Here is a 25,798-nt window from a genome sequence, read left to right as displayed (position 1 = left end):
AAAACGTGCTCGTCGGCGACCAGGATGTCGGCAAGAAGGCCGACACTCCGCATGGCCCGCACTCTTTTATTCAGATGCAACCGTAATCCTAGGCAAGTCGGCAGGCACAGATCATATTAGGACAACTGTTCTGCCAAGCTTCAGCGATCATGCATCCTAATATCACGTTCACCCAATTGCGCTGTTTCGTCGCCGCAGCGGAGACCGGCGGTTTCACTGCCGCCGCCCAGCGCATCCATCTCACCCAATCGGCCGTGAGCCAGGCGATCGCCGGACTGGAGGATGCCCTCGGCGCCAAGCTGCTGATCCGTACGCGCGTGGGCGTGAAGCTCACCGATCTCGGTGAGGCCGCCTTCGCGGAGGCCCAGGCCCTGTTGGCGGGCGCACAGCGCCTGGCCGCCGTCACCAAGGCCAGCGACAAGCTCTCCGGCACGACGCTGCGCATCGGCTCGGTGCAGAGCGCGGCGGCGAGATTGCTGCCTGGTTGGCTCAAGCCGTTCCGGGCGCTCTATCCGCAGGCCGGCATCACCCTGCATCTGGGCACCGACGAGGAAGTAAATGACTGGGTGCTCGCCGATGCCGTCGATATCGGCATCAGCGGCGAGCCTCACCCCGATCTCGACAATACCATCGTCGCCAATGACGATTTCATGCTGATTCTGCCCGGCGGCCACCCCCTGGCCAAGAACGCCTCGATCGGCCTGGACGCCATCGATGGCGAGCGCGCCATCTTTCCGGGCGGCGGCGGCAACCGCCAACTCGACGACGCACTGGCGGCAGCCCGCAGCAAGCCGAACATATTGTTCCTGGTGCGTGACAATGCCACCATCTTCGGCATGGTGCGCGAGGGCATCGGCCTCACCGTGATGCCCGACCTCACGCTGCCGGACGACACCAGCGGCCTCGCAGTCCGCCGGCTGACCCCGCCGCTGCGCCGCGACCTGCATGCCTCCGTCCGCAAGCAGGACATCAGCCCCGCCGGCCGAGCCTTCCTGGAACTGCTGCCGATCGGCAAATAGAACGCGCTTCAATTCAAGGGAGCGGGTATCAGCCCGTAGCGGCGCATGATGGCACCCATTTGCGCAAGATCGGGCGTGTCGGACGCCAGCAGTGCCGCCACTTCGCGGAAATAGTCGATGCCGAGCACGCCAGGCGTCAGCACGACGAGACAGGTCGCCGGCACCTGTCCGTCATTGCGGAAGGCATGGACGGTGCCGCGCGGGATGAAGAGCGTCTCTCCCACGCTCAATCCAACTTCACCATCTCCGATTCGGAAGGTCATCTTGCCTTCGAGGCCATAGACCGTTTCGTCCCAGCTTTCGTGATAATGCGCGACCGGCATGCGGGCGTGCGGCTGGACGATCATCTCGAACATGTCGAGGCTGCCCTGCGTGTCCGCCTTGCTATGCAGGAAGCGCAGTTCCAGACCCTTGATGCTGATGACTTCCGACATGGCGCGATCCCCCTGGTCGCCAGTTTCGAGACAGAGATGAGCTGCGGCTCCCTGCGAGCTTGCGCTCCAATCGCTTCCCCGGCAAGGGTGGGTTTTGCCGCCCGGCCGCGCTTCTTAGGCGGCTTCGGCCGCGGTCTCCAGCAGCCAGGCCAGGAAGAGTTCCGCACCCCGTCGAATGGGCGGGCGGGCCCGCACCCAGTAATTGCCGAGCAGCAACCCGTCCTGCGGGCCGACCACGGCCAGCAGGCCGTTGCGCAGTTCCCGCTCGATCAGGCGCGGCGAGGCCAGAGTCATGCCAAGGCCCGCACTCGCCGCCTCCCAGGCCGCATCGTCGATCTCGAAGCGATTGGCCATGCGCACCTCGCGCCAGTCGACGCCATGGACCTCGGCCCAGCGACGCCAGTCCCAATCGTCCTGCGTCGCCGAGATCAGGGCTCCCGAAGCAGCCAGTTCCGCGGCACCGGCATCGCGATAGCGGGCGGCAACCTCGGGTGCCGCCACCACGACGCAGACATCGTCGAACAGCACCGCTCCCCCCTGGACCGGATTTTCCGCGCGGGAATAGCCGATGACGAGATCGATGTCGTCATGGTCGGCCATTGCCGAGACCGGTGTCTCCAGGCGGACGCGGATGGAAGGATGAGCCTGGCGGAAGCGGCCGAGGCGCGGAATCAGCCAGCGCAGGGCGAGCGACACCGAGGCGCGCACGAGGACCTCGTTGGCGTCGCGCTGCAGCGCGGAAGCCGCCGCCGCGATCATGTCGAGCGCCGGCGCGGTCGCCGCCGCAAAACGCGCGCCCTCCGCCGTCAGCTCGATGGCATTGTTCGAACGGGCGAACAGGCGCACGCCGAGCCCTTCCTCAAGGTGGCGCACCTGATGGCTGACGGCGCTGGCCGTCACGCCCAATTCCTCGCCGGCCGCTTTCAGGCTGCCGAGGCGAGCCGCTGCCTCGAAGACGCGCACAGCGTTGAGGGACGGAAGACGGCGAGGCGCCTGCATCGATTTTCCTCATGCAGCAATCAAAGAACGCGTTTGTTTGCAGGGACGAAATCTGTGACCTCATCAAGCATGACGATTGCAGCAAAATCAACGCCGCTGGCCGGGACAGCCGGCATGAGTGCCAATGCCAAGGGCGCCCTCTGGCTCCTGGTCGGCACCGCCCTGTTCACCCTGATCTTCGCCTCCGGCCGTTTTGCCGGCCCCCTGCTCGCGATTCCGCAGATCCTCGTACTTCGCTATGCCAGCGGCTTCGTCACCACACTCGTCGTGGCCAAGGCCGGCGGGCAGCCCCTCGCTGCCCTGCGCAGCCCGCGGCCGGGCCAGCATTTCCTGCGCGCCTGCTTCGGTAGTTTCGGTGGTCTGGCGGCCATCTATGCCGCCGCCCATATGCCGGTTGCCGCCGCCAGCGCCATCGGCCTGCTCGAAGGCATCTTCGTGGTCGCGCTCGCCGTCGTCATGCTGGGTGAGACCGTGGGCTGGCGCCATTGGCTGGCCGGCCTCACCTGCGGCCTCGGGGCGCTCGCGGTGGTGATCGGCCAGCATTCGGCCGCCACATCGTTCGGCGACGTCACCGTTCCCGCCGCGATGGCCCTGCTCGGCGCTGTGCTGATGGCCTTCGAGATCATCTATGTGAAACGGCTGACCAAGGGCGACACGCCGCTTTCCATGCTGGCCCATGTCAACCTGTTCAGCTTCCTCCTGATGCTGGTGCCGGCTTGGCTGAGCTGGAAGATCGTCGGGCCTGGCCCGATCCTGGCCTGCCTGATGCTCGGGCCGGTGGCGATCCTCGCCCAATATTGCAACATCAGGGGCTATCGGCTCGCCGACATCGCGGTGGCCGGGCCGATCGGCTATAGCTGGATCGTGTTCGCCGCCCTGCTCGGCCTCCTCGCCTTCGGCGAGGTTCCCGACCTCAAGGCCGCGCTCGGCTGCCTCACGATTCTCGCCGGCGGCTATTGGCTGACCCGGCTGCCCACGACCAGCGGCGGCTGAGAGACGATCTCACCCGCCGGTCTGGGTGATCACCATCTCCAGCATCTGCGAGGCCTTGGTGCGGTAGCGCTCGCGGTGGCGCAGCATGCGGAAAGCCCGAGGCGGCATGTCGAAGGCGATCCGCACCAGCCGCCCCGCCTGCAGGTCGGGCGCCGCGACGAGTTCCGACATCACGGTGGCAAATGGCCCCGAGCGCACGGCCGAACGCACGGCCTCGTTCGAGGGCAGCACCAGAGCGATCTCGAGGGCACCTGGGTCGACGTCCCGCGCCCGCAAGGCCTCCTCGAAGACCGAACGCGTGCCGGACCCTTCCTCGCGCATGATCCAGCGCGCGGTGGCGATGTCATAGGGCCGCACCGTACGCCCGTCGGCCCAGGGATGGCCCGGCGCCACCACTACGATCAACCGGTCATGCGCCACCGTCTGCACCGCCAGGGCCGGCTCGTCGATGGCGCCCTCGATGAAGCCGATCTCGGCCGCCCCTTCCAGCACAGCCTGGGTAACGCTCTGGGTGTTGCCGATCTCCAGCCTGAGATCGACATGCGGATGGACGTCGTGATAGCGGGCCAGGAAGGGCGCCACCCAATAGCTTGCAATGGTCTGGCTGGCATGCACGACAAGCGAGCCGCGCGCGCCGCTACCAAGTTCGGACAAAGCCAGCTCCGCCGCCTTGGCCGAAGCGAGCGTCGCCCGCGCCGTGGGCAGGAACTCCCGCCCGCCCGGCGTCATCTCGATGCGGCGGCCGACGCGATGGAACAAAGCCGCGCCATAACGATCCTCCAGCACGCGGATGGCGGAGCTCACGGCAGAGGGCGTCAGATGCAGTTCGCCCGCGGCCTGCGTCAGGTGTTCACGCTCGGCGACCGCCACAAAAATTCTGAGCTGCTCCAGGGTCATCGCAAAACCATTCGATTTTATCGAATGATTTCTACACTATTTTGAAATGGATTGAACAGAGCCAATAAGGCAGAAGAAACCTGTGAATTGCAGGTGGATCATGAGCAGCAAATTCGGCAGCCGGTTCAGCGATAAGACAGGACTTCGCGGGATTCTTCCCGGCGCGGGCCTGTGCATCGTCGTCACCGCCCTCGCCATGGGCGCCGAGCTCATCGAGGCCAAGCTGTTCGGCAAGGCCTGGCTGGAGGCTCTCGTTCTCGCCATCCTGATCGGCGCCCTGATCCGTACCTTCGCCCAGCCGCATGCCCGCTTCGATCGCGGCATCACCTTCGGCGCCAAGACCCTGCTGGAGGTCGCCGTCGTCCTGCTCGGCGCTTCCGTCAGCGCTGCCGCCATCGCCGATGCCGGGCTCGGCCTGATGGCGGGCATTGCCGGCGTGGTGATGGTGTCGATCATGCTGAGCTTCGGCATCGGCCGCGCCTTCGGCCTGCCGCACAACATGGCCCTGCTGGTCGCCTGCGGCAATTCGATCTGCGGCAACTCCGCCATCGCAGCGACGGCACCGGTGATCGGCGCCAACGGCAAGGACGTTGCCGCCTCGATCGCCTTCACCGCCGTGCTCGGCGTGGTCGCCGTGATCGGCCTGCCGCTGCTGGTGCCGGCGCTCGACCTCACGCCGGGCCAATATGGCGTCTTCGCCGGATTGACCGTCTATGCCGTGCCGCAGGTTCTGGCCGCGACCGCGCCCGTCGCCGCCCTCAGCGTGCAGATCGGCACCCTGGTCAAGCTCGCCCGGGTGCTGATGCTCGGCCCGGTCATCGTGATTCTGGCCCTGATCAGCGATATCCGGCGCAAGGCGGATGCCTCGGCAGCAGGCACGCCCGCCCAGGCACGTCCCCGCCTCAGCCAGATCGTGCCCTGGTTCATCATCGGCTTCCTGGCCATGATGGCTCTGCGCTCCTTCGGCCTCCTGCCACAGGCCTCGCTCCAGCCGATCGCCTCGGCCGCCAACACGCTCACCATCATTTCGATGGCCGCGCTCGGCCTTACCGTCGACATCCGAGCCGTCGCCAAGGCCGGCCCGCGGGTGACCTCGACGGTGATTTTGTCCCTGCTCGCCCTTGGCGTGATTAGCTACGCGCTGATCGTCCTGCTCAAGGTTGCCTGAAGACCGTTTTCAGCAAGGCACGCGCCTCGTCCCAACTCCCCGTCGCCAGGGCGTGCGGTGAGGCACCATCTTCGGGCGAATGCCAGCGCAGCGGCAAAGCGCCTGGCCTCAATACGATCTGCCTGGGCCGAAAGCGCAGCAATTGCTCGGCACCTTCGAAGGCGGCAATCTCCGGCCCCTCCAGGATCACCTCGCCGTCTCCCGAAAGCTGGAGCAGGTCTCCCGTCGCGAAATCGACGAAGGTGAAGCCGCAGCGCGGATCGACCAGGATGTTGCCCAGTGTGTTGAAGAAGAGATTGCCGGCAAAATCCGGCATCAGCAGGCTGCCGTCGTCCTGTACCGCCACGAAGCCCGGCCGGCCGCCGCGATGGGAGACGTCGACCTGCCGGTGTCCGTCCGCGCCCACCACCGAAGACGCGATGAAGAGTGTCTCGGCGCCGGCGATCAGAGTCGCCGCGGGGCCTTCGATGCGATCAAAGCGCCGGACCGGCAGCGTGGAAGCCGCGGCCGGATCGCGAGCGAAGCTGAAGTCGCGCAGGCGGATATAGCGCGGGCAGTTGCCGAAGCTTTCGCCGACCTCGACGTCGAAAGCGTCCGGGCCCGTGCGCCGTACCGTGCCGTTGAGCCGGTTGCGCCGCCTCGTATGCAGCTCGATGCCAAGCAGGCCGATCGCGGCGCCGTCCTCCAGGCCGGAGGCCGCAGGGTCGGCGGGATCCGCCATGGCCGCCACATGCAGCGTATGAGGTTCGGGCGAATGGAGGAACCCCGGCCGGCCGGCCAGGATCGTTGCCCAGATCTCGCCGGCACGATCGGCGGCACCGACAACGATGAAGGGAAGCAACGGATAGAAATCGCGATGCTGCTCGATCAGATGGTCACGCAGCACGCGCCGCCCAACCACATCCATGCGCTCGGCGGCTCCCGCCCGGCGTTGCAGGGCGAGCTCGCCCTGATGCCACGGTGAATCCGCGGCTACAGGCACATTGCCATCCATGACATTTGCCTTTCGAAAGCGTTTTGCGATGAGACGGAGCCGCCTCAGGCGGCAAGCCCGATAGCGGTCTTCTGGAACGGCACGAAACCCGGCAGGGCCTCGACCCGCCGCAACCACGCGCCGATCTGCGCATAGGGCGTCAGATCGACATTCCCCTCCGGGGCCGAGGCGATATAGCTGTAGAGGGCCACGTCGGCAGCGGTCGGGCGATCGAGAACGATCCAGTCGTGTCCGATCAATTCCTGGTCGATCAGCTTGAGAATGGCGTGCGCCGCCGCCAAGGTCTGCTCGACATCATATTTGGCACCGAAGACCGTGATCAGGCGAGCGGCGGCCGGGCCCATCCGGAGCTGGCCGGCCGCGACCGAGAACCAGCGTTGCACGGCCGCCGCAGCGGCCGGCTCGGTCGGCAGCCAACCCTCCAGGCCGAGCTTGCGGGCGACATAGACGATGATGGCGAGCGAATCCGGCACGATCACGCCGCCATCGTCGAGAACCGGTACCTGGCCCAGCGTGTTGAGCTTGAGGAAATCCGGCGTCTTGTGTTCGCCGGCCTTCAGGTCGACATCGACCAGTTCATGGGGCACGCCCACCAGCGACAGAAACAAGTGGGCCCGATGGGAATGGCCCGACAGGGGATAGTGATAGAGCTTCATAGGTGACCTCCTCGCCAACGCCGGCATCCTGGGAGGATTTTGACCATTTCGGTTGAGGTAGAGAATATGGATTGCATGCAAGACATCATTCCCAATATTGAAATAATCATTCGACTACGATAGCTGAGGGAAGCTCATGGATCGCTGGCAGGCCATGCGGGTCTTCGTGAAGGTGGCCGAGAGCGGCGGCTTCGCCGAAGCAGCCCGCCGCTTGTTCATGAGCCCGCCCGCGGTTACCCGGGCCGTCGCCTTTCTCGAAGACGCCATTGGCGCACAGCTTCTGGTACGCACGACCCGGTCACTCAAGCTCACGGAGACCGGCGAGCGCTATTTGCATGACTGCCAGCGCATCCTGACTGACCTTGCCGACGCCGAAGCGGCCGCCTCCGGTTCCTACACCACCCCGACGGGCACGCTGATCGTCACCGCGCCCGTGATGTTCGGCCAGCTCCATATCCTGCCCGTGGTGATGGAATATCTCGGCCGGCATCCGGTCGTGAGCGCGCAGACCCTGTTCCTCGACCGCATCACCAATCTGGTAGAGGAAGGCATGGACGTTGCCATCCGCATCAGCCATTTGCCGGATTCTGAGCTGACGGCGATCCGCGTCGGCAGCATGCGGCGGGTGATCTGCGCCTCGCCCGCCTATCTCTCCGAACATGGCGAGCCGCGCAGTCCCGCCGACCTCGCCAGCCACAGCGTCATCGCCAGGATCGGTGCCTGGCCTCGGCTGGAATGGCGCTTCGGCCGCGACGAAAAGATCCACGTCGGCGTCCAGCCGCGGCTGATGTGCAATCTCAACGAATCGGGGATCTCGGCTGCCATCTCCGGCTGGGGGCTGGTGCGCGTTTTCGCCTATCAGGTCGACACGGCCCTGCGAGAGGGCACGCTGCGCACCGTGCTGACCGAGTTCGAGGAAGAGCCGGTGCCGATCCATATCGTGCATGCCGGCGGCCGGGCTCCCTCCGCCAAGGTGCGCTCCTTCGTCGATTTCGCCGTGGAACGCCTGCGAGCGAACCCGATCTTCGGCGACCTTGCGCGAGTTCGCCCACTCTCCTAGATAGGAGACGTCGACCACCCCAGTGAGTGAGAAGCAATGGATCTGAACCTGACCGCAACACCGCTTTGCCTTGTGTCAGGGATCATCCATTCTCATGCCTGCTTCGATTACGCTCTCCAATCTCTCCTGGTCCACGCCTGACGGCCATGCACTGTTCTCCGGGCTCGACCTGAGCGTCGGCCCCGAACGGTCCGGCTTCGTCGGCCGCAACGGCGTCGGCAAGACGACCTTACTCAAACTGATAGCAGGGGATCTCCAGCCCCGTTCCGGCCGTGTCATCGTCCATGGCAGCCTGGGACGCCTGCGCCAGGTCGTCCAAGTCGGACCGGACGAGACTGTCGCCGACCTCTTCGGCGTAACGCAGGCCCTCGCCTTGCTTGCCCGGGCGGAAGCCGGCCTTGCCTCCGCCGAAGACCTCGTCACCGCCGACTGGACACTGGAAACCCGTCTCGCCGCGGCCTTCGTCCGGGTCGGCCTGCCGATCGAACCCGATACCCCTCTGACGACATTGTCGGGCGGGCAGCGCACGCGGATCGGCCTGGCGGCGCTGGTCTTCGCCGAGCCGGACTTCCTGCTGCTGGACGAGCCGACCAACAATCTCGACCGCGAGGGCCGGAAGGCCGTCATCGAGTTGCTCGCCGGCTGGCGCGGCGGGGCGCTGGTGGTCAGCCACGACCGCGAACTGCTCGAGGCCATGGATGCCATCGTCGAGCTGACCTCGCTCGGCGCCAGCGTCTATGGCGGCAATTGGAGCCAGTACCGGGCACGCAAGGCCCTGGAGCTGGCGGCAGTCCGCCATGATCTGGGCGAGGCCGAGAAGCAGCTTGATGCAGCCGAGAGCAAGGCCCAGATCGCCGCCGAACGCAAGGCACGCAAGGACAGCGCGGGCCGCAAGGCGCGAACCAAGGGCGATGCCCCCCTGCTGCTGCTCGACGCGAAGAAGGAACGCAGCGAAAAGAGCGGAGGCGCGGGAGCCCGCCTGGCCGAACGGCAGCAGTCACAGGCGAGCGAAGCTCTCTCCAAGGCGCGCGAACGCCTCGAGATCCTGCAACCCTTGTCGGTGAAACTCGCGTCCACGGGTCTGCCCGCCGACAAGGTGGTCCTGCGCCTCGATGCGCTGCGTTTTGGCTACGAGCCGCTTCGGCCTGTCCTGGACGACCTCCGCTTCACCCTCGCAGGGCCCCAGCGCGTCGCCGTGACCGGTGCGAATGGCAGCGGCAAGACGACACTGCTCGGCCTGGTCACCGGGCGGCTGCAACCCCAGGCCGGCCATGTCTGGGTCTTGCCCGGCTTCGCGCTGCTCGACCAGGAGGTGAGCGTGCTCGACCCGAGCGAGACGATCCGCGACAATTTCAAGCGGCTCAATCCGCGATCGGACGAGAATAACTGCCGTTCGGCCCTGGCCCGTTTCATGTTCCGGGCGGACGCAGCTCTCCAGAAGACCGGCAGCCTCAGCGGCGGGCAGATGCTGCGGGCCGGCCTCGCCTGCGTTCTGGGCGGAGAAAGGCCGCCGCCATTGCTGATCCTGGACGAGCCGACCAACCATCTCGACATCGATGCGATCGAGGCGGTGGAAGCAGGCCTGCGCGCCTATGATGGCGCCCTGCTGGTGGTCAGCCATGACGAGAGCTTTCTGGAGGCCATTGGCATCACACGGCGGCTGGAACTGTCTCCGGCAGCTTGACCCCGCTGGGGCCCAGGCCGTAATGTGGGGACATGGGGATGGAGTCCCCCCAAACCGCCGCAAGGCTGATGACTCCTACCAGGTGCTTGGCGCCGGTAGGAGTTCGTTCCAACTCCCGCTTTCGTCGAAGTGCCGCAGCGATCTCCCTGGAGGTATGCCATGCGCCCTTCGCGGCCAGGACGGCCGATCCCGCTTCTCCTTCTGCGCATCTGGCTGATTTTGGCTGTCCTCGGCCTGATCGGCCTTGCCATCGCCTGGCGGCTGGGGCTGATTCCGCCATGAATCACGGAGTGTCGGGATTTCAGTTTGGCGGTGGCCTAAACCCAATACCATTCACGCGAGCGCCTTCAAGTTTGCACTACCCTTGTCATTGCCGGGCTTGACCCGGCAATCCAGCCCGGAGCCCGGTCAAGTCGCGGGTTTCTGGATAGCCGGGTCAAGCCCGGCTATGACAAATCGTAGTGGTTCCTTGCTAGGTGATCCGCATTGGGCCTAAGCCCGGCTATCCTCATCAGACCAGCCTATTGCCGCCGAAATCTTCATCTCTCTCACCGAATTTTCGGAGCATCCATGTCACCCGTGCTCGCCAACACCATCATGATCGCCATCGGCGGCGCCATCGGCTCCGTCGGCCGCTATTGGATCGGTTTGTGGATGGCGCCCTACAGCGAAAACCTGCCCTGGGCGACCATTCTCATCAACATCGCCGGCTCCTTCGCCATCACCTTTTTCGGCACGCTGACCCTCGCCAATGGCCGGGCGCCCCTGCCCGATCTCTGGCGGCTGTTCTTCATGGTCGGCATCTGCGGCGGCTTCACCACCTTCTCCTCCTTCAGCCTGCAGACCTTCGAACTCCTGCACATGAACATGCCCGTGCGGGCGCTGATCAATGTCGGCGTATCCGTGGTGCTCTGCGTCGCGGCGTCCGCACTGGGCTTCTATGGTGCGGCAACCATCAATGGCACGCAGCAGGCAGCGCAGGTTCAGGTGGACGAGGAAGCATCCTGACTTCGGATCCCCAGCCAGGTGCCGCACCTGGCATCAGCCGCCGATCTCGATGTTGGAAACGTCGAAATCCTGATGATGGGCGATGGTGGCGGCACCGATAGCGCATTCCATCTCGCCCAGGGTCGACAAGCGGATCTGCGGTTTGGTCATCCCCGGCACGATGCCGGCGCCGACCGCCTGCGACAGCCTGTCGAGACGGGCGGCGAGTACCGGACGCATGGCACCACCGAGCACGATCGTGCTGGGGTTGAAGATGTTGGTCAGAGATGTCAGCCCGATGATGAGATGGTCCGCGAGTTCGTCGATGGCGACACCGGCGTTGCGATCGCCGGCATGGGCGGCGGCGGCCACCATCGCCGGCAGGGCGGAAAGACTGTCGACGCCGAAGCCTTGGCCGGGCCGATAGGAACGGTCGAGCGCGGCAATGTTGACGAAGGTCTCCAGGCAGCCCTCCTGCCCGCAGGAGCAGCGCGGGCCCGCCTCGCGGATGCGGATATGGCCGAACTCATTGCCCGTTCCGCCAGCCCCGCGGACGAGGCGTCCGTTGACGATGGCCGCCCCGCCGCAGCCGGCCCCGAGCTTGAGATAGACGATGGCATCGGCCTGCAGACCAGGCTGGGTATAGACCTCGCCGAAAGCGGCGGCATGGGCGTTGTTTTCGACGAAGACAGGCGCACTGAGCACCTGCTCCGCCAGGGCCTTCAAATTGAGATCCTTCCAGCCCAGCATGGGAAGATGCACGACATAGCCGTCCGAGCGTACCAGGCCGGGCACGGTGATGCCGATCGAGCGCAAGGGCTGCGTCAGGCCGCGGGCATAAGTGGCGATGGCGTCGACTGCTGCCTCCGGGCCGACCGGATGGGCCAGGCGCGCCGTGCGGCTGTCGACCACTCCCAGCGCCAGGTCGATCAGGGCAAAGCGCACCACGCCGACGCCGATCTCGGCGCCGAGAAAGTAGCCTCCGCTCGGATTGAGGGCGATGTCGACGCCGGGCCGGCCGACGTCCCGGCGCGCATTGTCGTCGCGAGAGGTTCGCCGCTCGACGAGAAGGGAGCTCGCCGTAAGGTTCTCGACCAGATTGGTGATGGTGGCGGGGGTCAGGCCGAGACGCCGGGCAAGTTCGGCCCGAGGCATCGCTCCCTGCAGGCGCAGCTGGGTGAGAATGCGCCGCTCGTTCACATAACGCGCGAAGGTCTGGTCAGCCATGGTGTCGCCTCCGCCCGAATCTCTAGAATGGCTTTGCGATTCGACCGAATCACCTAAAGCAAAGTGCGTTCAAGCGCGAACGCCCATTTGCTCTAACTCTTTGTTCCGACGCGTCTTTGCGATTCTTGGTGATTCCACCAAATCGCAAAACGCTTTAGAGCAAAGCGCGTTTAGACGGAAACACTGGTTTACTCTCACTCTTTAGTTCCAGGCCAATCCTGCGGATCGGCTGAAGCGTCTTTGCCATCCTTGGCGATTCCGCCAAATCGCAAAACGCTCCGGAAACACGAGGACGCCTTGGTACGGACAGTAAGAGCAGAAGACGCGTCCGGCTCAAACACGCTTTGCCATGGGCCAAACTATCGAGGACGAACGTTTGCCTGGCTGGAGGCATTTTCCCAAAGCGCCAAAGCACCCCTGCCATGCCCGGGGACGACAGCAGCAAAAGCCTTGCACTTCATATTTGTTTAGATAATAAATAAATTATAGAAAACACAGGAAGCCCTGATGCCGAAGAAGGAAGAGCGCCGCCTCAAGGTCGGCGTGCTGGGCTGCGGCCCGATCGCCCAGGCCGCTCATTTCGAAAGCTGCACCAAGGCGCGCAATGCCGACCTCTACGCCATCTGCGACGTCGCGCCCGACCTCCTGGAGCGCATGGCCTGGACCCATCAGCCCGAGAAGACGTTTTCGGATTACACCGCCATGCTGGCCGATCCCGAACTCGATGCGGTCATCGTGGCGACCTCGGACGCCTTCCACGTACCGGCCTCGATCGCCGCGTTGGAAGCGGGCAAGCACGTGCTCAGCGAAAAGCCTGTCGGCATCGGCGTGGAGGAGGTGGAAACCTTGCGCAGCGCCGTGGCTGCAAGCGGCAAGGTGTTGCAGGTCGGCCATATGAAGCGCTTCGATGCCGGCCTCGAAGCCGCCAAGGCCTTCATCGATACGGAAATGGGTGAGATGCTCGCCCTCAAGGCTTGGTATTGCGATTCGACGCACCGTTACCCGATGACGGATGCGGTCCAGCCCCTGATCGTCACCAGCAAGCAGGCGCGCAGGCCAGCCGCCGACCCCAAGGCCGACCTGCAGCGCTATTACATGCTCGCCCACGGCAGCCATCTCGTCGACACCGCCCGTTATTTCGGCGGCGAGATCGTCGAGGTCGAGGCCCGTTTCTCCGAGCGCTTCGGCGCGCGCTGCTGGTTCGTCGACCTTGCCTTCGCCAACGGCACGCTCGGCCATCTCGACCTCACCGTATCAGTGCGCATGGATTGGCACGAAGGCTTCCAGATCTATGGCGAGCATGGCAGCGTGCTCGGCAAGACCTATAACCCCTGGTACTACAAGAGCAGCGACGTCGACATCTTCCGCGAGAAGGACGGCGCCACCACCCGCGTCCTCGGCGCGGACGGCCATTTCTATCGCCGCCAGCTCGAGGGCTTCGCCGACGTCATCCTCAAGGACGCGCCGATGCGCGGCGCCGATATCGAGGACGGCGTCGCTTCCGTCCGGGCGATGATCGCCATCGCCCAATCCGTCCGCGAGTGCCGCGCCGTGCGGCTCGCCGACGTCAAGGGAGAGCTGTGATGCGGCTCGGCATCTTTGCCAAAACCTTCCCCGGCAGTGAACCGGGAACGGTGATGGCGGCTGCCCGCGCGGCGGGCTATGGCAGCGCGCAATACAACATGGCCTGTTCGGGCCTGCCCGCCATGCCGGAGACCATCCCCAACGGCATCGCCGAGTCGGTCCATGCCGCAGCCCTCGACCAGAATCTCGAGATTGCCGCCGTCTCCGCAACCTACAACATGATCCATCCCGATCCGGCCCAGCGCTGGCGCGGTCATGACAGCCTCGAGGTCATCGCTGGCGCGGCCCATGGCATGGGCACCCGCCTGCTGACGCTCTGCACCGGCACGCGCGACCCGGACGACCAGTGGCGCGGCCACCCCGACAACGCCGCGCCGGAGGCCTGGCGCGATCTCGCCACCAGCCTGGAAACGGCCCTCGATATCGCCGAGCGGCACGATATCGATCTCGGCATCGAGCCGGAACTGGCCAATGTCATCGATTCCGCCGCCAAGGCCCGGGCGATCATCGACGAGATGGCGAGCCCAAGGCTGAAGATCATCCTCGACCCGGCCAATCTCTTCGAGGTCGCTTCGCTTGCCGAGCAGCAGCGCCTGGTCTCCGAGGCCATCGACCTCCTGGCCGACCGCATCGTCATGGCCCATGCCAAGGACAGGGACGCGGCCGGCGGCTTCACCACGGCCGGCAAGGGCGTGCTCGACTATGACCATTATCTCGCCGGCCTCGCCCGCATCGGCTTCGATGGACCGCTGGTCACCCACGGCCTTGCCGCCGCTGAGGCGGCAGAGGTGGCCGCGTTCCTCGGCCGGAAGCTGGCGGGGATTTCATGACGACAAGCGCCGAACGCCACGCGACATCTCCTTCTCCCCTTGCGGGAGAAGGTGCTGGCAAGCGGATGAGGGGTCTCGCCATGGCCAGCCAGCGTAGCGAAACCCCTCATCCGGCACTTCGTGCCACCTTCTCCCGCAGGGGGAGAAGGGAAGATAAGTCGCGGAGCAGCTGACATGAGCGTCTTCCAGCGCCATGGCCTCCGCCTCGCCGTGCATGACCGCGGCAGCGGCATGCCTGTAGTCTTCCAGCACGGCCTGTGCGGGGATGCCGCCCAGCCGGCCGAGGTCTTTCCCTTCGAGCTGCCGGCCCGCTGCCTCACGCTGGAATGCCGAGGCCATGGTGGCTCCGAAGCCGGCGACCCCGGGCTTCTTTCGATCGCCACCTTCGCCGACGACCTGGCGGGCTGGCTCGACAGCCTGGCGCTCGGCCCCGCCGTCCTCGGCGGCATTTCCATGGGTGCGGCGATCGCCCTGCGGCTCGCCGTCACCAGGCCGGAGCTGGTACGGGCCCTGGTGCTGGCCCGGCCGGCCTGGATTGCGGAGGCTGCCCCCGCCAATATGGCGCCCAATGCCCAGGTCGGCGCGCTGCTCGCCCGTCACGGTGCCGAGGAAGCACGAGCGCTGTTCGAGGCTTCCAATACGGCGCGCGAACTTGCCACCAGCGCCCCGGACAATCTCGCCTCGCTGCGCGGTTTCTTTACGCGAGAGCCCCAGGCCGTCACCGCGGCCCTGCTCGCCCGCATTTCGGCCGATGGACCCGGCGTCTCCCGCACCGATATCGCTGCCCTGAGGATTCCGACGCTCGTCATCGGCACCGAAGTCGACGCCATCCACCCGCTCGGCCATGCCGAAACGCTCGCGGCGCTCATTCCGGGCGCCCGGCTCGCCCGCATCACCCCCAAGGCGCTGGACAAGCCACGCTACGTCCAGGATTTTCGCGCCACTCTGGCGCAGTTCCTTTCGGAGACCCCCGCATGAAACCCGCTCCCGGCTGGCTCGAGGCCCTGCCTGCCGACCGCCTCCTTGCCGAATTCTCGCTGTGGTCAGCCGACCTCGGCCGCCTCGCCGAGGACATCGCCCGGGTCGAGCGCCATGTCGATATCTTCCATGTCGACGTCGCTGACGGCCATTTCTCGCCGGCCCTGCTCTACTTCCCGGACCTGACCGCGGCAGTGCGCAAGGTGACCGCCAAGCCCATTCACGTCCATCTGATGACGACGGACGACATCCTCCTCGACCAGATCGACCAGTTCGCCGAAGCCGGCGCCGACCTGATCAGCATCCATGCCGAGAACGCCAATGCCGACGCCGCCCTCGCCCGTATCCGCGAGCACGGCCTTGCCACCGGCATGGTACTGCAGCTCCACACACCGGTCGCGGCGGCCGAACCCTTCCTCGACCGCCTGGATATGCTAACCCTGCTCGGCACCCTGATCGGCATCAAGGGCGTCGGCCTCGACGATTCGGCCCTGGCGCGGCTGCGCGAAGCCCGCAAGCTGATCGCCGAATACCTGAACGATGACTTGGCCGGTCGCCGCATCATCCTTGCCTCCGATGGCGGCAATCGCGAGCACACCGTGCCCAATCTGCGCCTGGCCGGCGCCGAGACCATCGTGATGGGGTCGCTGGCCTTCGGCGCACCGGATCTGGCCGCCCGCATCGCCTGGGTCCACGGCCTCGAGCGGGAGCCCTGACCCATGTATCGGCGCGCCATCGGCATCGATCTCGGCGGCACCCAGGTACGCGCCGCCCTCGTTGATGATACCGGCACCGTGCTCAGGCGCGCCGCGACCCGCACGGATGTCGCCGGCGGCCCAGCAGCCGTGATGGCGCAATTCCGCAACCTCATCGAGGAAGTCACCGACGACAAGAGCCTCGACTCGCTCTCCGGTATCGGCGTCTGCGCTCCGGGGCCGCTCGACAGCCTCACCGGCACCTTCATCCACATCCCGACCCTGCCCGGCTGGGAGAACTTTCCCCTGCGCGACGAACTTGCCGCCGCGCTCGGCCGGCCGGTGGTGCTGGAGGGCGACGCCATCGCCGCCTGCTACGGCGAATGGCGCTTCGGCGCCGGCCGCGGTCTCGACCATCTCCTCTATGTCACCGTCTCCACCGGCATCGGCGGCGGCGTGGTCAGCGACGGCCGGCTCCTGCATGGCAGGCGCGGCATGACGGCTCATGTCGGCCATTTCCGCCTGGCGCGGAAATGCCACCCGGCCGGAGACGAGCCGCGCTGCAGTTGCGGCGCCGCCGGCTGCTTCGAGGCTTTCGCCGCCGGCACCGCACTCGACCGGCGTGCGCGCGAAGCCGCCCTCGCTCATCCCGGGAGCAGCCTCGCCCGCCTGACGTCGCCGACCGCCGGGGACGTTGTCGCAGCCGCGCGCCAGGGCGATGCGACGGCACTTGCGCTCCTCGACGAGGAAGCCACCCTGCTCGGCGAGGGCTTTGTCAGCCTCATCCATCTCTACAGTCCCGAGAAAGTGGTGATGGGCGGCGGTGTCTCGCATGGCTTCGACCTGATGGACGAGACGATCCATCGGGCCATCCGCACCACTGCCCTGCCTGCCTTCCGCGACGTGCCGGTGGTAAAAGCGGCTCTCGGCGACAATGCCGGCCTCGTCGGCGCCGCGGCCCTCCTGATGTTCGGCGAGCGGACCCGGTGATCGCGGACCGGCCCTGACGCTGGAATAACGCCCGACTCACGGGTTTGGTCAAACACTCCGCCTGCAGATCCTGCATGGGGGATGGGCGATGGCACAGGCCGGTGGAATCGAAGACCGCACGGTGGATCGCAACACGCCGGCATTGGCCCTCTCGGGCGGCGGCTTTCGCGCCACGCTCTATCATTGCGGCGCGCTGATCCGGCTCAACCAGCTCGGCCTGCTCGCCAAGATCAGCCGGGTCTCCAGTGTGTCGGGCGGCTCGATCACCTCCGGCATGCTGGCGGCCGCCTGGAAACAGCTGACCTTCCAGAACGGCGTTGTCACCGATCTCGACGCCAAGGTGATCGCACCGCTGCGCGAATTCTGCACCCGTTCCGTCGATACCAAGGCGGTGGGGCTCGGGACCATCCTGCCCGGCAAGTCCATCGGCGACGTCCTCGCCGACAGCTATGATGATCTCTTCGAGGGCATCAGCCTGCAGGATCTGCCGGACAGCCCGCAATTCGTCTTCAATGCCACCAATCTGCAGACCGGCCGGCTCGTGCGCCTGCAAAAGATCCGGCTGGCCGACTATGCTGTCGGCATCATACCCAAGCCCGACATCCGGCTTGCAGTGGCCGTCGCCGCTTCGAGCGCCTTTCCGCCCGTGCTGTCGCCGGTGGAGATCAAGGTCGACCCTGCGCACTGGGTGAACGCCACCGGCACGAGCCATTTCGGCGATCCCGACTACAACCGCAGGCTTTCCCTCACCGATGGCGGTGCCTATGACAATCTCGGACTGGAGACGGTGGACGATTTCGCCACCGTGATCGTCAGCGATGCCGGTGCCCCCTTCGGCACAGAGGAATCCGCCCATGCCTTCTGGCCCCAGCAGGCCCTGCGCGTCCTCGACATCGCCACCGACCAAGCACGCGGCCTGCGCAAGCGCCTGCTCTTCGCCGAAGCCAAGGCGGCCGGCCGCATCATTGCCTTCAGCGGCATCGACAGCGTCGCCTCGAAATATCCCGCCCCACAGACATTGAAGCCCGACCCCACCACGGTCGCGCGGCTGGCAAAAATGCGGACCCGCCTCGATCCCTTCGACGAGGAGGAGCAGAGCCGGCTCATCAATTGGGGCTGGCTGATGATGGATGTCGCCCTGCGCAGCTATGTCGCGCCGACCGAGCCGGCTCCGACGGCCTATCCCCTGCCCGGCTTTCCGGTCTAGGGCCATGAAACTCGCCGGCACCGATCCCGACAGGAATTTTGGCCTGGTCTATCGCGACGACGCGCTGGCAGCCGGCCCCGCCACCCATGTGCTGATCATCGGAGTCGGTGCCTATCAGTCGTCGCGCTTCAAGAAGCCGCTGACCTCCACCACCTTCTCGGCACGAGCCCTGGCGGATTGGTTCGTCGGGGACACGCCGGGCTTTCGTAACGAGGCCTGTCCGCTCGGCAGCCTCGCCCTCCTGCTCTCCGAGCCGGCAGCGGGCGGGGATCCCCGCGCCACCTATGCCGATGGACCGGTGCCACGCGCCAGCTTCGCCGCGTCGCGCGAGGCGGTACGGGCCTGGGTGAGGCGCATCAACACGCACAAGGACAATCTCGCCATCCTCTATGTCGCGGGCCATGGCGAGAGCCTGCTCTCCCGCACGGCCTTCCTCCTCGAGGACTATGCCATGGACGATCTCGACGCCACGGCCGGCATGTCCGAAGTCGAGCAGTTCATGTCCGCCCTGGAGAACGCCAAAGCCGTCTCCCAGCTTCTGCTGTTCGACTGCTGCCGCTCGGCGACGAATCTCGCTTTGCCCTGGAACGAGCCGTTCGGAAGCAAGTTGATTGCCCTGACCCGCGAAAACAGGGGACATGACGAGCCGAGCAAGCAATGGGTGATCGCCGCCACCACGCTCGGAGAAGTCGCGGGAGGCCGCGTCAACAACACCACTTTGTTTGCCGATGCGCTGCTGAGCGCACTCGGCGGTGTCGCCGGCGATCCGGCCGAAGAGGACTGGCCGGTGCGCCCCGGCCCGCTGGTGGACAGCATCAGCCGCCTGCTCGAGCTGCACCGCCTGCCGGACGAGAAACCGCAGACGCCCGGTGGGCGCATCTCCGGTACTTTCGAGATCAGCTTCGCCGGCGAGCGGGCGGAAATCCCGGTCTATATTTCGATGGCCGAACCCGAGAACTGGCCCGAGAGCGATTTCACCGTCACCGCCGTCCCCGGCGGCGAGACGGCCTTCGAGGGCGCAACCGGAAAGCCGCCCTTCCAGCTCCTGAAATATCCCGAAGCCACCGCCATCAACGTCTCCGCCCGTCGTTTCGGCGCGGATATCGGCAGGGCCAAGGGCAAGGCGCGGGCACCAGCCGTCTTCCTGGAAATCAGGCACAGTGCGACGCCGCCCCCCGCCGTAGTGGAAAAACTCGACCCGGGACGCCGCGCCGGCCCGGCCGCACGGCTGCTCATCAGCCTTTCCGGCCCCGTGGCGATCGCAGCCGGTGCCGTGGCCGAGATTGCCGGGGCGAACGAGACGAAGAAGAGCCCCAAACAGGTTGTCGTCGCCATCGGCGGCGCCACGCCCGTGGATGTCGGGCCTGGCGAACATGTCGTCACCTTGCGTACGCCCGATGGCCGGGTGGAGATCCAGAACGTCACGGTGGCCAAGGACGAGGTGCTGGAAGTGCGCTTCGCCATGCCGGCTTCGCCACATGAATGGCTCGGCCTGGCGACGGCGACCGGTGCCGTCCCGCCGTCTCCTCCCCCTGATCCGTCGCCTCCCGCTCCGGCGCCGGGCCTGGAAAGCTTGCGGCCGCGTCCATCGGCTGACGTCGACAGCTCGGCACCGCCCCTTTGGCAGCCCGGTTTTCCTCGGCCCGCCCCTCCGCCGGTGATACCCGTAATTGCCACCATCGCCGGCCATGTCGATTATGCGCTCGGCCTGCATGCGCTTGCCGATCCCCGCCTCGCCGCAGCCATAGACAATGACGACGGGCGGCTCGCGCAGGTTGGCCTGGCCGACGCCGCGGCCCATCGCTTCGCGCCGTTCGAAAGTAGCACCGACGATCGCCCGGTCTTCGTCGCGATCGAAGCCGGCCCGCGCCGCAATCTCGCCGTGGTGCCGAGCATCGCGGGGCGCTGGCGCCCCTATGTCCTCGTCGACAGGCAGGCGCCGCGCGAAAAAAGCATGGTCACCATCATCGCCGAAAACTCCATCTGGAGCGGCCTGATCGGCTTCCTGGCGGCGCGCGACGCCGAGGCCGGCAGCAGGCTCCTGGCCGGCGGGCTCCAGCAGGCCGTGATCGACGCGATGCAGGACAAGCTCGCCGATCCGATCGCGGCGCTGGCGGCCGCGCTGATCGCCGTCTCGGCCTCGCCGCCCGAGCTCGAACGCCGCTGGGACCCCTGGCTCTTCAATCTCGCCAACTGGTTTCCGCTCATCCCGGACGGCCCGATCATCCTTGGCCGCCGCCTGTTGATGCGGGCCAGCACCGCCAAGCAGTTCGAACAGGCCAAGGCCCGGTTCCTGGAGGGTTTTTCGCGCGGCGCACCGCTCTATTCGCTGTCAGCGGACTGGCTGGCCCGCGGGCTCGAAAGCCTGCCGGATGAAAAGGCACTCGAAGCGCCGCGCCACGCGGCCCGCGCCTTCGCCAACCGCGTCGACTCGACCCAGGCCTTCACCGTGATCCGCCTCGGCGATTGAAGGAGACTGCCATGCCGGTTTTCAGGCTCGCCATGCATCCGGCCTCCGAGGGCGATGCGCTGATGCTGAGCTGGGGCGAGGAAGACGCCCTCCATCGCGCCCTCGTCGATCTCGGCCGCACCAAGAATTATCGGGTGCTGAAGCCGCTGCTGCAGGCGATCGGCAGCTTCGAGCTCTTCGCCATCAGCCACATCGACGCCGACCACATCGAAGGCGCCGTGCCGCTGTTCGGGGAAACGGCGCTCCCCTTCACGGCGCGCAATGTCTGGTTCAACGCCCATGCCCAGCTCATCGCGGCCAGGGACCGGCTCGGCGACCGTGAAACCATGGGCGCCGGCCAGGCCGAAAAGGTCACGGCCGGCATCGTCGCCAGCCATTGGCCCTGGAACAGCCAGTTCGCCTCCGGCATCATTTCCACGGACAGTCCGGAGGCGCGCGAAGCCCTGCCGCTCACTGGAGGGCTGAAGCTCACCCTGCTCTCTCCGACGGACCGCAAGCTCACGGACTTGCTGCCGGTCTGGGACAATGAACTGGCCAAGGCGCATCTGCGCACAGTGGACGAGGACCTGGTCGAGCAGGCCCTTGCCGATGGTCGCGAGATTCTTGGCGGCCTCAATGTCGACGCCCTGGCTTCGCGCGCCTTCGAACGCGATGGCACCAAGCCCAATGGCACCAGCATCGTGTTCATCGCCGAATTCGACGGAAGGCGCGTGCTGATGGCGGCGGACTCCCATTCCGATGTCATCGAGGCCGCGCTCGAGCGCCTCGGCCATAGTCCGGAGAACCCCTTGACGCTCGACTGCCTCAAGGTTTCCCATCACGGCAGCAAGGCCAACACCTCGCCGGCCCTGCTGCGCCTGATCGACTGTACCTGCTTTGCCTTCTCGACCGATGGCAGCCGCCACGGCCACCCGGATGCCGAGACCATCGCCCGCATTCTCAAGAACGATCCCCAGCGCCGGAAGAAACTGGTGTTCAACTTCCGCCAGCCCAGCACGGAGCAATGGGACGACGAGGAATTGAAGAGACGCTGGCGCTATGATTGCCTGTTTCCCGAAGCGGGCAAGGAAGGCATCGAGTTCGAGCTGTAAGGGCAAGAGTCGCGATTTGGCGGAGACATCGGTTGCGTCATCGGCGACACGCCCAGCCGGATATCTCGCAACTGTGTGAATGCCGGCGAGCCATTCTGCCTTGCTTTGAAGCTAGACTTCGGCACCCGGCCGATTCACAATCGACCCAATCCATCGAGTAGCGGGATTAGTCGGTTCGCGTGGTCCTTCGGATGGCAACGCGCCCGAAATAGGTTTTCAGCAAGGAGTTTCATCCATGGATTACGTCAAGCTCGGCTCGACGGGCCTCGAAGTGTCACGCCTGTGCCTTGGCTGCATGACCTTTGGCGATCCCAATCGCGGCAATCACGCCTGGACCCTGCCCGAGGAACAGAGCCGCCCCCTGATCCGCCAGGCCATCGAGGCCGGCGTGAATTTTCTCGATACCGCCAATACCTATTCGGACGGGACCTCCGAGGAAATCGTCGGCCGGGCCATCAGGGAGTTTTCGCGGCGCGAGGAGATCGTGCTGGCGACCAAGATCTTCTTTCGCACCCGCCCCGGCCCCAATGGCGAGGGCCTGTCGCGCCGCGCCATCCTGGCCGAGATCGACAACAGCCTCCGGCGTCTCGGCACCGACTATGTCGACCTTTACCAGATCCATCGCTGGGATGCGTCGACCCCCATCGAGGAAACGCTGGAGGCCCTGCATGACGTGGTGAAGGCCGGCAAGGCCCGCTATATCGGCGCCTCCTCCATGCATGCCTGGCAGTTCACCAAGGCGCTCTACACCTCCCGGCTGCATGGCTGGACCGAATTCGTCAGCATGCAGGACCATCTCAACCTGCTCTACCGGGAAGAGGAGCGCGAGATGCTGCCGCTCTGCCGCGACCAGGGCATCGCCGTGCTGCCCTGGAGCCCACTCGCCCGCGGCCGGCTGACGCGCGACTGGAACGAGAGCAGCGAGCGCCAGCAGAGCGACAATGTCGGCACGGCGCTCTATGACGCGACCCAGGAAGCCGACCGCAGGGTCATCGAGGCCGTGGCCGCCATCGCCAAGGCGCGCGGCGTGCCGCGGGCACAGGTGGCTCTCGCCTGGGTGGCGCAGAAAAGCGGCGTGACCGCTCCGATCGTCGGCGCCTCCAAGCCGCATCATCTGAACGATGCCATCGCGGCACTCGATCTGAAATTGACAGGCGAAGAGATCGCTGCGCTCGAAGCCCCCTATGTCCCGCATGCGATCGCCGGCTTTCAGTGAGACCGATGGTTGCGCTTCGCCGACCAGACCTTAGATGAAGGATGGTGCCCCAGCGGCTGCATCCTTTATCCGGCGATCCGCCTCCCCTGGAATCGGACCGCCCCTCCGTTTTCATCCCTCCCTTCCCTTCGACGACTTCAGGAAAGAATCCCATGAGTCCGACCATCCGCTTCAATGACGGCAAGGAAATTCCCCAGCTCGGCTTCGGCGTCTGGCAGGTGCCGAACGAGGGCGCGAACGCCGCGGTGACGGCGGCGATCGAGGCCGGCTACCGCTCGATCGACACCGCTGCCATCTATGGGAACGAAGAAGGCGTGGGCGATGCGCTCGCCGCTTCCAGCGTTCCCGTCAAGGATATCTATCTCACCACCAAGCTGTGGAACGGCGACCAGGGCTATGACACGGCTCTGCGCGCTTTCGAGGCCAGCCTGAAGAAACTGCGCCAGGAGACGATCGACCTCTATCTCATTCACTGGCCGGTGCCCTCGCGCGATCTCTATGTCGAGAGCTGGAAGGCCCTGATCAAGCTACGCGAGGAGGGGCTCGTCGCCTCCATCGGCGTCTCCAATTTCCAGATCGCCCATCTCGAGCGCCTGAAGGCGGAGACCGGCGTGGTACCGGCGATCAACCAGGTCGAACTGCATCCACGCTTCCAGCAGAAGGCCCTGCGCGCCTATCACGCCAAGGAAGGCATCGCGACGGAGGCCTGGAGTCCGCTTGGCCAGGGCACGCTGCTCTCCGATCCCACGCTGACGGCCATCGCCGAGAAGTACGGCAAGAGCACCGCCCAGGTGATCCTGCGCTGGCATCTCGACATCGGCAATGTCGTCATCCCCAAATCGGTGACGCCGGCCCGCATCGTCGAGAACTTCCAGGTCTTCGATTTCAAGCTGGCGCCGGAGGACATCGCCGCCATCGAGAAGCTCGACGATCCCAAGGGCAAGATCGGCCCGGATCCCGACACCTTCGCGATGGTGTGAGGGCGGGTTTGGGACGATAGTTACGCTTGCATGAAAGAGCGCAGGATATGCAGGGTGTCAGCCTCCTGGCTGACATCCAGTTTGCCAGCAGGGGCTGCGTTTCCAAGATGTCAGCCAGGAGGCTGACACTCCAACCGCCCCGACTCTGCAGGAAATTTTCTCCTATCTGAAGAAGCGGTTTTCCGGCCGCGGCAGGCCGAGATTCTCGCGCAGCGTCCGCCCCTCATATTCGCGCCGGAACAGGCCGCGCTCCTGCAAGACCGGCACGACCTTGTCGACGAAGTCGTCGAGGCCACCGGGCAGATAGGGAAACATCACGTTGAAACCGTCGGAACCCTCGCTTTCAAGCCATTCCGCCATTTCATCGGCAATGCTTGCGGGCGTGCCCACGAAAGCGAGGCCCGCATAACCGCCCAGGCGCTGGGCGAGCTGGCGCACCGTGAGGCCCTCGCTTTCGGCCAGTTGCAGTACCCGTTCGCGACCGCTCTTGTTGGCATTGGTCTCGGGAATGGGCGGCAGCCTGCCGTCGGGATCAAAGCCCGAGACGTCATGGCCGAGCGCGATGGAGAGCGAAGCGATGGCACTGTCGTAGTGCACGAGGCTGTCGAGCCTGGCGCGCTTGGCCTTGGCTTCCTCCACGCTGTCGCCGACCACCACGAAGGCGGCCGGCAGGATCTTCATATGGTCCCTGTCGCGGCCAAGCCTGGCCATCCTGCCCTTGACGTCGGCATAGAAGCGGCGTCCCTCGGCGAGGTTGGGCGGCGCGGTGAACACCGCCTCCGCTGTTTCGGCCGCGAGCTGGCGTCCGGGCTCGGAAGAGCCCGCCTGCACGATCACCGGCCAGCCCTGCACCGGACGAGCGATGTTCAGCGGGCCGCGCACGGAGAGGTACTCGCTTTTGTGGCCAAGCACATGCAGCTTGTCCGGGTCGAAATAAAGGCCGCTTTCGACGTCGCGGATGAAGGCGTCGTCGGCCCAGCTGTCCCAAAGACCGGTGACAACGTCATAGAACTCCCGCGCCCGGCGGTAGCGCTCGTCGTGTCCCATGTGATCGTCGAGGCCGAAATTGAGGGCCGCATCGGGATTGGACGTGGTGACGATATTCCAGCCCGCCCGGCCGCCGCTGAGATGATCGAGCGAGGCAAAGCGGCGGGCGACATGGTAGGGCGCATCGAAGGTGGTGGAGGCGGTGGCGACCAGGCCGATATGCTCGGTGACGGCCGACAGGGCCGACAGCAGGGTAAAGGGCTCGAACGACGTCACCGTATGGCTGCGCTTGAGCGCCTCCACCGGCATGTTGAGCACGGCGAGATGGTCGGCCATGAAGAAAGCGTCGAAGCGGGCGCTTTCGAGGCGCTGGGCCAGGTGCTTGAGATGGGCGAAGTTGAAATTGGCGTCGGGCCAGGCGCCCGGATAGCGCCAAGCTCCGGTATGAATGCTCGCCGGGCGCATGAAGGCGCCGAGCCGCAATTGGCGGGCCATGAAGATCTCCCATGAAAGGGCAGGCCGGGTCCGCAAGGCCCGGGCGAGCAAATCACTCAGAATATAGAGTGTGTATGGTTTTGATGTCTGCCAAGGCCCGGCGCAAACAAAAGGAAGTCCCCTTCCCGACACCGGAACAGGATCCCCGAATCCGTCG

General features: G+C 65.8%; 24 protein-coding genes and 1 riboswitch. Of the genes, 17 read left to right on the top strand and 7 right to left on the bottom strand.

What is annotated here, in order from left to right; all coding sequences use genetic code 11:
* Nucleotides 1-149 precede the first annotated feature (149 nt).
* Nucleotides 150-1,019, top strand: coding sequence for a LysR family transcriptional regulator (locus tag ACTJKX_RS11010; protein ID WP_440725283.1), 870 nt, complete (start codon nt 150-152; stop codon nt 1,017-1,019).
* Between the two features lie 8 nt (nt 1,020-1,027).
* On the opposite strand, the gene ACTJKX_RS11005 is transcribed toward ACTJKX_RS11010, so the two are convergent.
* The gene (locus ACTJKX_RS11005) at nt 1,028-1,453 is read right to left on the bottom strand and encodes a cupin domain-containing protein (protein ID WP_367626659.1); all 426 of its coding nucleotides are present in this window, start codon (nt 1,451-1,453) and stop codon (nt 1,028-1,030) included.
* Between the two features lie 114 nt (nt 1,454-1,567).
* On the bottom strand, nt 1,568-2,452 hold the full coding sequence (locus ACTJKX_RS11000) for a LysR substrate-binding domain-containing protein (RefSeq protein WP_440725282.1): 885 nt from the start codon (nt 2,450-2,452) through the stop codon (nt 1,568-1,570).
* A 114-nt stretch (nt 2,453-2,566) separates the two neighbouring features.
* Here ACTJKX_RS11000 and ACTJKX_RS10995 point away from each other — a divergent pair, with 114 nt between their 5' ends.
* Nucleotides 2,567-3,445 carry a DMT family transporter gene (locus ACTJKX_RS10995; protein ID WP_440725281.1) on the top strand — a complete coding sequence of 293 codons (879 nt, stop codon included), beginning with the start codon at nt 2,567-2,569 and terminating at the stop codon, nt 3,443-3,445.
* A 9-nt stretch (nt 3,446-3,454) separates the two neighbouring features.
* Here ACTJKX_RS10995 and ACTJKX_RS10990 read toward each other — a convergent pair whose 3' ends face one another.
* Nucleotides 3,455-4,342: a LysR family transcriptional regulator gene (locus ACTJKX_RS10990; RefSeq protein ID WP_311934614.1), complete on the bottom strand. Its 888-nt coding sequence runs from the start codon at nt 4,340-4,342 to the stop codon at nt 3,455-3,457.
* A 100-nt stretch (nt 4,343-4,442) separates the two neighbouring features.
* On the opposite strand from ACTJKX_RS10990, the gene ACTJKX_RS10985 reads away from it, so the two are divergent.
* Nucleotides 4,443-5,510, top strand: a complete 1,068-nt coding sequence (locus ACTJKX_RS10985; protein WP_440725280.1) for a YeiH family protein — start codon at nt 4,443-4,445, stop codon at nt 5,508-5,510.
* On the opposite strand, the gene ACTJKX_RS10980 is transcribed toward ACTJKX_RS10985, so the two are convergent.
* Nucleotides 5,497-6,492 carry a flavin-nucleotide-binding protein gene (locus ACTJKX_RS10980; protein WP_440725279.1) on the bottom strand — a complete coding sequence of 332 codons (996 nt, stop codon included), beginning with the start codon at nt 6,490-6,492 and terminating at the stop codon, nt 5,497-5,499. The genes ACTJKX_RS10985 and ACTJKX_RS10980 overlap by 14 nt on opposite strands.
* 56 nt (nt 6,493-6,548) lie before the next feature.
* The gene (locus ACTJKX_RS10975) at nt 6,549-7,160 is read right to left on the bottom strand and encodes a glutathione S-transferase family protein (protein WP_440725278.1); all 612 of its coding nucleotides are present in this window, start codon (nt 7,158-7,160) and stop codon (nt 6,549-6,551) included.
* A 136-nt stretch (nt 7,161-7,296) separates the two neighbouring features.
* Between ACTJKX_RS10975 and ACTJKX_RS10970 the strand changes: the two genes are divergently transcribed.
* From ACTJKX_RS10970 to crcB, 4 genes are all read left to right on the top strand, one after another.
* Entirely contained in the window at nt 7,297-8,220 is a 924-nt protein-coding gene (locus ACTJKX_RS10970; protein WP_440725277.1) for a LysR family transcriptional regulator, read from the top strand.
* 94 nt (nt 8,221-8,314) lie between these two features.
* Complete coding sequence (locus ACTJKX_RS10965) at nt 8,315-9,904, top strand: ABC-F family ATP-binding cassette domain-containing protein (protein ID WP_440725276.1); 1,590 nt, start codon at nt 8,315-8,317, stop codon at nt 9,902-9,904.
* A gap of 25 nt (nt 9,905-9,929) precedes the next feature.
* Nucleotides 9,930-9,989, top strand: a riboswitch (Fluoride riboswitch).
* 74 nt (nt 9,990-10,063) lie between these two features.
* Nucleotides 10,064-10,186, top strand: a complete 123-nt coding sequence (locus ACTJKX_RS10960; RefSeq protein WP_311934608.1) for a hypothetical protein — start codon at nt 10,064-10,066, stop codon at nt 10,184-10,186.
* Between the two features lie 288 nt (nt 10,187-10,474).
* Nucleotides 10,475-10,912, top strand: coding sequence for a fluoride efflux transporter CrcB (gene crcB / locus ACTJKX_RS10955; RefSeq protein ID WP_394311040.1), 438 nt, complete (start codon nt 10,475-10,477; stop codon nt 10,910-10,912).
* A gap of 33 nt (nt 10,913-10,945) precedes the next feature.
* Here the strand turns inward: crcB and ACTJKX_RS10950 are convergent, their stop codons facing one another.
* Nucleotides 10,946-12,118 (bottom strand): ROK family protein, encoded by a 1,173-nt coding sequence (locus ACTJKX_RS10950; RefSeq protein ID WP_394311039.1) that lies wholly within the window; start codon nt 12,116-12,118, stop codon nt 10,946-10,948.
* Nucleotides 12,119-12,625: 507 nt separating this feature from the next.
* Here ACTJKX_RS10950 and ACTJKX_RS10945 point away from each other — a divergent pair.
* From ACTJKX_RS10945 to ACTJKX_RS10900, 10 genes are all read left to right on the top strand, one after another.
* On the top strand, nt 12,626-13,702 hold the full coding sequence (locus ACTJKX_RS10945) for a Gfo/Idh/MocA family protein (RefSeq protein WP_440725275.1): 1,077 nt from the start codon (nt 12,626-12,628) through the stop codon (nt 13,700-13,702).
* The gene (locus tag ACTJKX_RS10940) at nt 13,702-14,532 is read left to right on the top strand and encodes a sugar phosphate isomerase/epimerase family protein (protein ID WP_440725274.1); all 831 of its coding nucleotides are present in this window, start codon (nt 13,702-13,704) and stop codon (nt 14,530-14,532) included. The genes ACTJKX_RS10945 and ACTJKX_RS10940 overlap by 1 nt, the downstream gene beginning before the upstream one ends.
* A 174-nt stretch (nt 14,533-14,706) precedes the next feature.
* On the top strand, nt 14,707-15,510 hold the full coding sequence (locus ACTJKX_RS10935) for an alpha/beta fold hydrolase (protein WP_440725273.1): 804 nt from the start codon (nt 14,707-14,709) through the stop codon (nt 15,508-15,510).
* Nucleotides 15,507-16,226, top strand: a complete 720-nt coding sequence (locus ACTJKX_RS10930) for a ribulose-phosphate 3-epimerase (RefSeq protein WP_394311032.1) — start codon at nt 15,507-15,509, stop codon at nt 16,224-16,226. The genes ACTJKX_RS10935 and ACTJKX_RS10930 overlap by 4 nt, the downstream gene beginning before the upstream one ends.
* Before the next feature lie 3 nt (nt 16,227-16,229).
* Complete coding sequence (locus ACTJKX_RS10925; protein ID WP_440725272.1) at nt 16,230-17,195, top strand: ROK family protein; 966 nt, start codon at nt 16,230-16,232, stop codon at nt 17,193-17,195.
* A gap of 88 nt (nt 17,196-17,283) precedes the next feature.
* Nucleotides 17,284-18,402, top strand: a complete 1,119-nt coding sequence (locus ACTJKX_RS10920; protein WP_440725271.1) for a patatin-like phospholipase family protein — start codon at nt 17,284-17,286, stop codon at nt 18,400-18,402.
* A gap of 4 nt (nt 18,403-18,406) precedes the next feature.
* Entirely contained in the window at nt 18,407-20,872 is a 2,466-nt protein-coding gene (locus tag ACTJKX_RS10915) for a caspase family protein (RefSeq protein ID WP_440725270.1), read from the top strand.
* 11 nt (nt 20,873-20,883) lie between these two features.
* On the top strand, nt 20,884-21,963 hold the full coding sequence (locus tag ACTJKX_RS10910) for a hypothetical protein (RefSeq protein WP_440725269.1): 1,080 nt from the start codon (nt 20,884-20,886) through the stop codon (nt 21,961-21,963).
* 235 nt (nt 21,964-22,198) lie between these two features.
* Nucleotides 22,199-23,179, top strand: a complete 981-nt coding sequence (locus ACTJKX_RS10905) for an aldo/keto reductase (protein ID WP_440725268.1) — start codon at nt 22,199-22,201, stop codon at nt 23,177-23,179.
* Nucleotides 23,180-23,331: 152 nt separating this feature from the next.
* Nucleotides 23,332-24,159: an aldo/keto reductase gene (locus tag ACTJKX_RS10900; protein ID WP_394311024.1), complete on the top strand. Its 828-nt coding sequence runs from the start codon at nt 23,332-23,334 to the stop codon at nt 24,157-24,159.
* A 162-nt stretch (nt 24,160-24,321) separates the two neighbouring features.
* On the opposite strand, the gene ACTJKX_RS10895 is transcribed toward ACTJKX_RS10900, so the two are convergent.
* Complete coding sequence (locus ACTJKX_RS10895; RefSeq protein WP_440725267.1) at nt 24,322-25,641, bottom strand: LLM class flavin-dependent oxidoreductase; 1,320 nt, start codon at nt 25,639-25,641, stop codon at nt 24,322-24,324.
* Between the last annotated feature and the right edge of the window lie 157 nt (nt 25,642-25,798).

This window comes from Labrys sp. 22185, assembly GCF_052045555.1.
Taxonomy (GTDB): domain Bacteria; phylum Pseudomonadota; class Alphaproteobacteria; order Rhizobiales; family Labraceae; genus Labrys; species Labrys neptuniae.
This window is presented reverse-complemented; position numbering and strand designations above follow the sequence as displayed.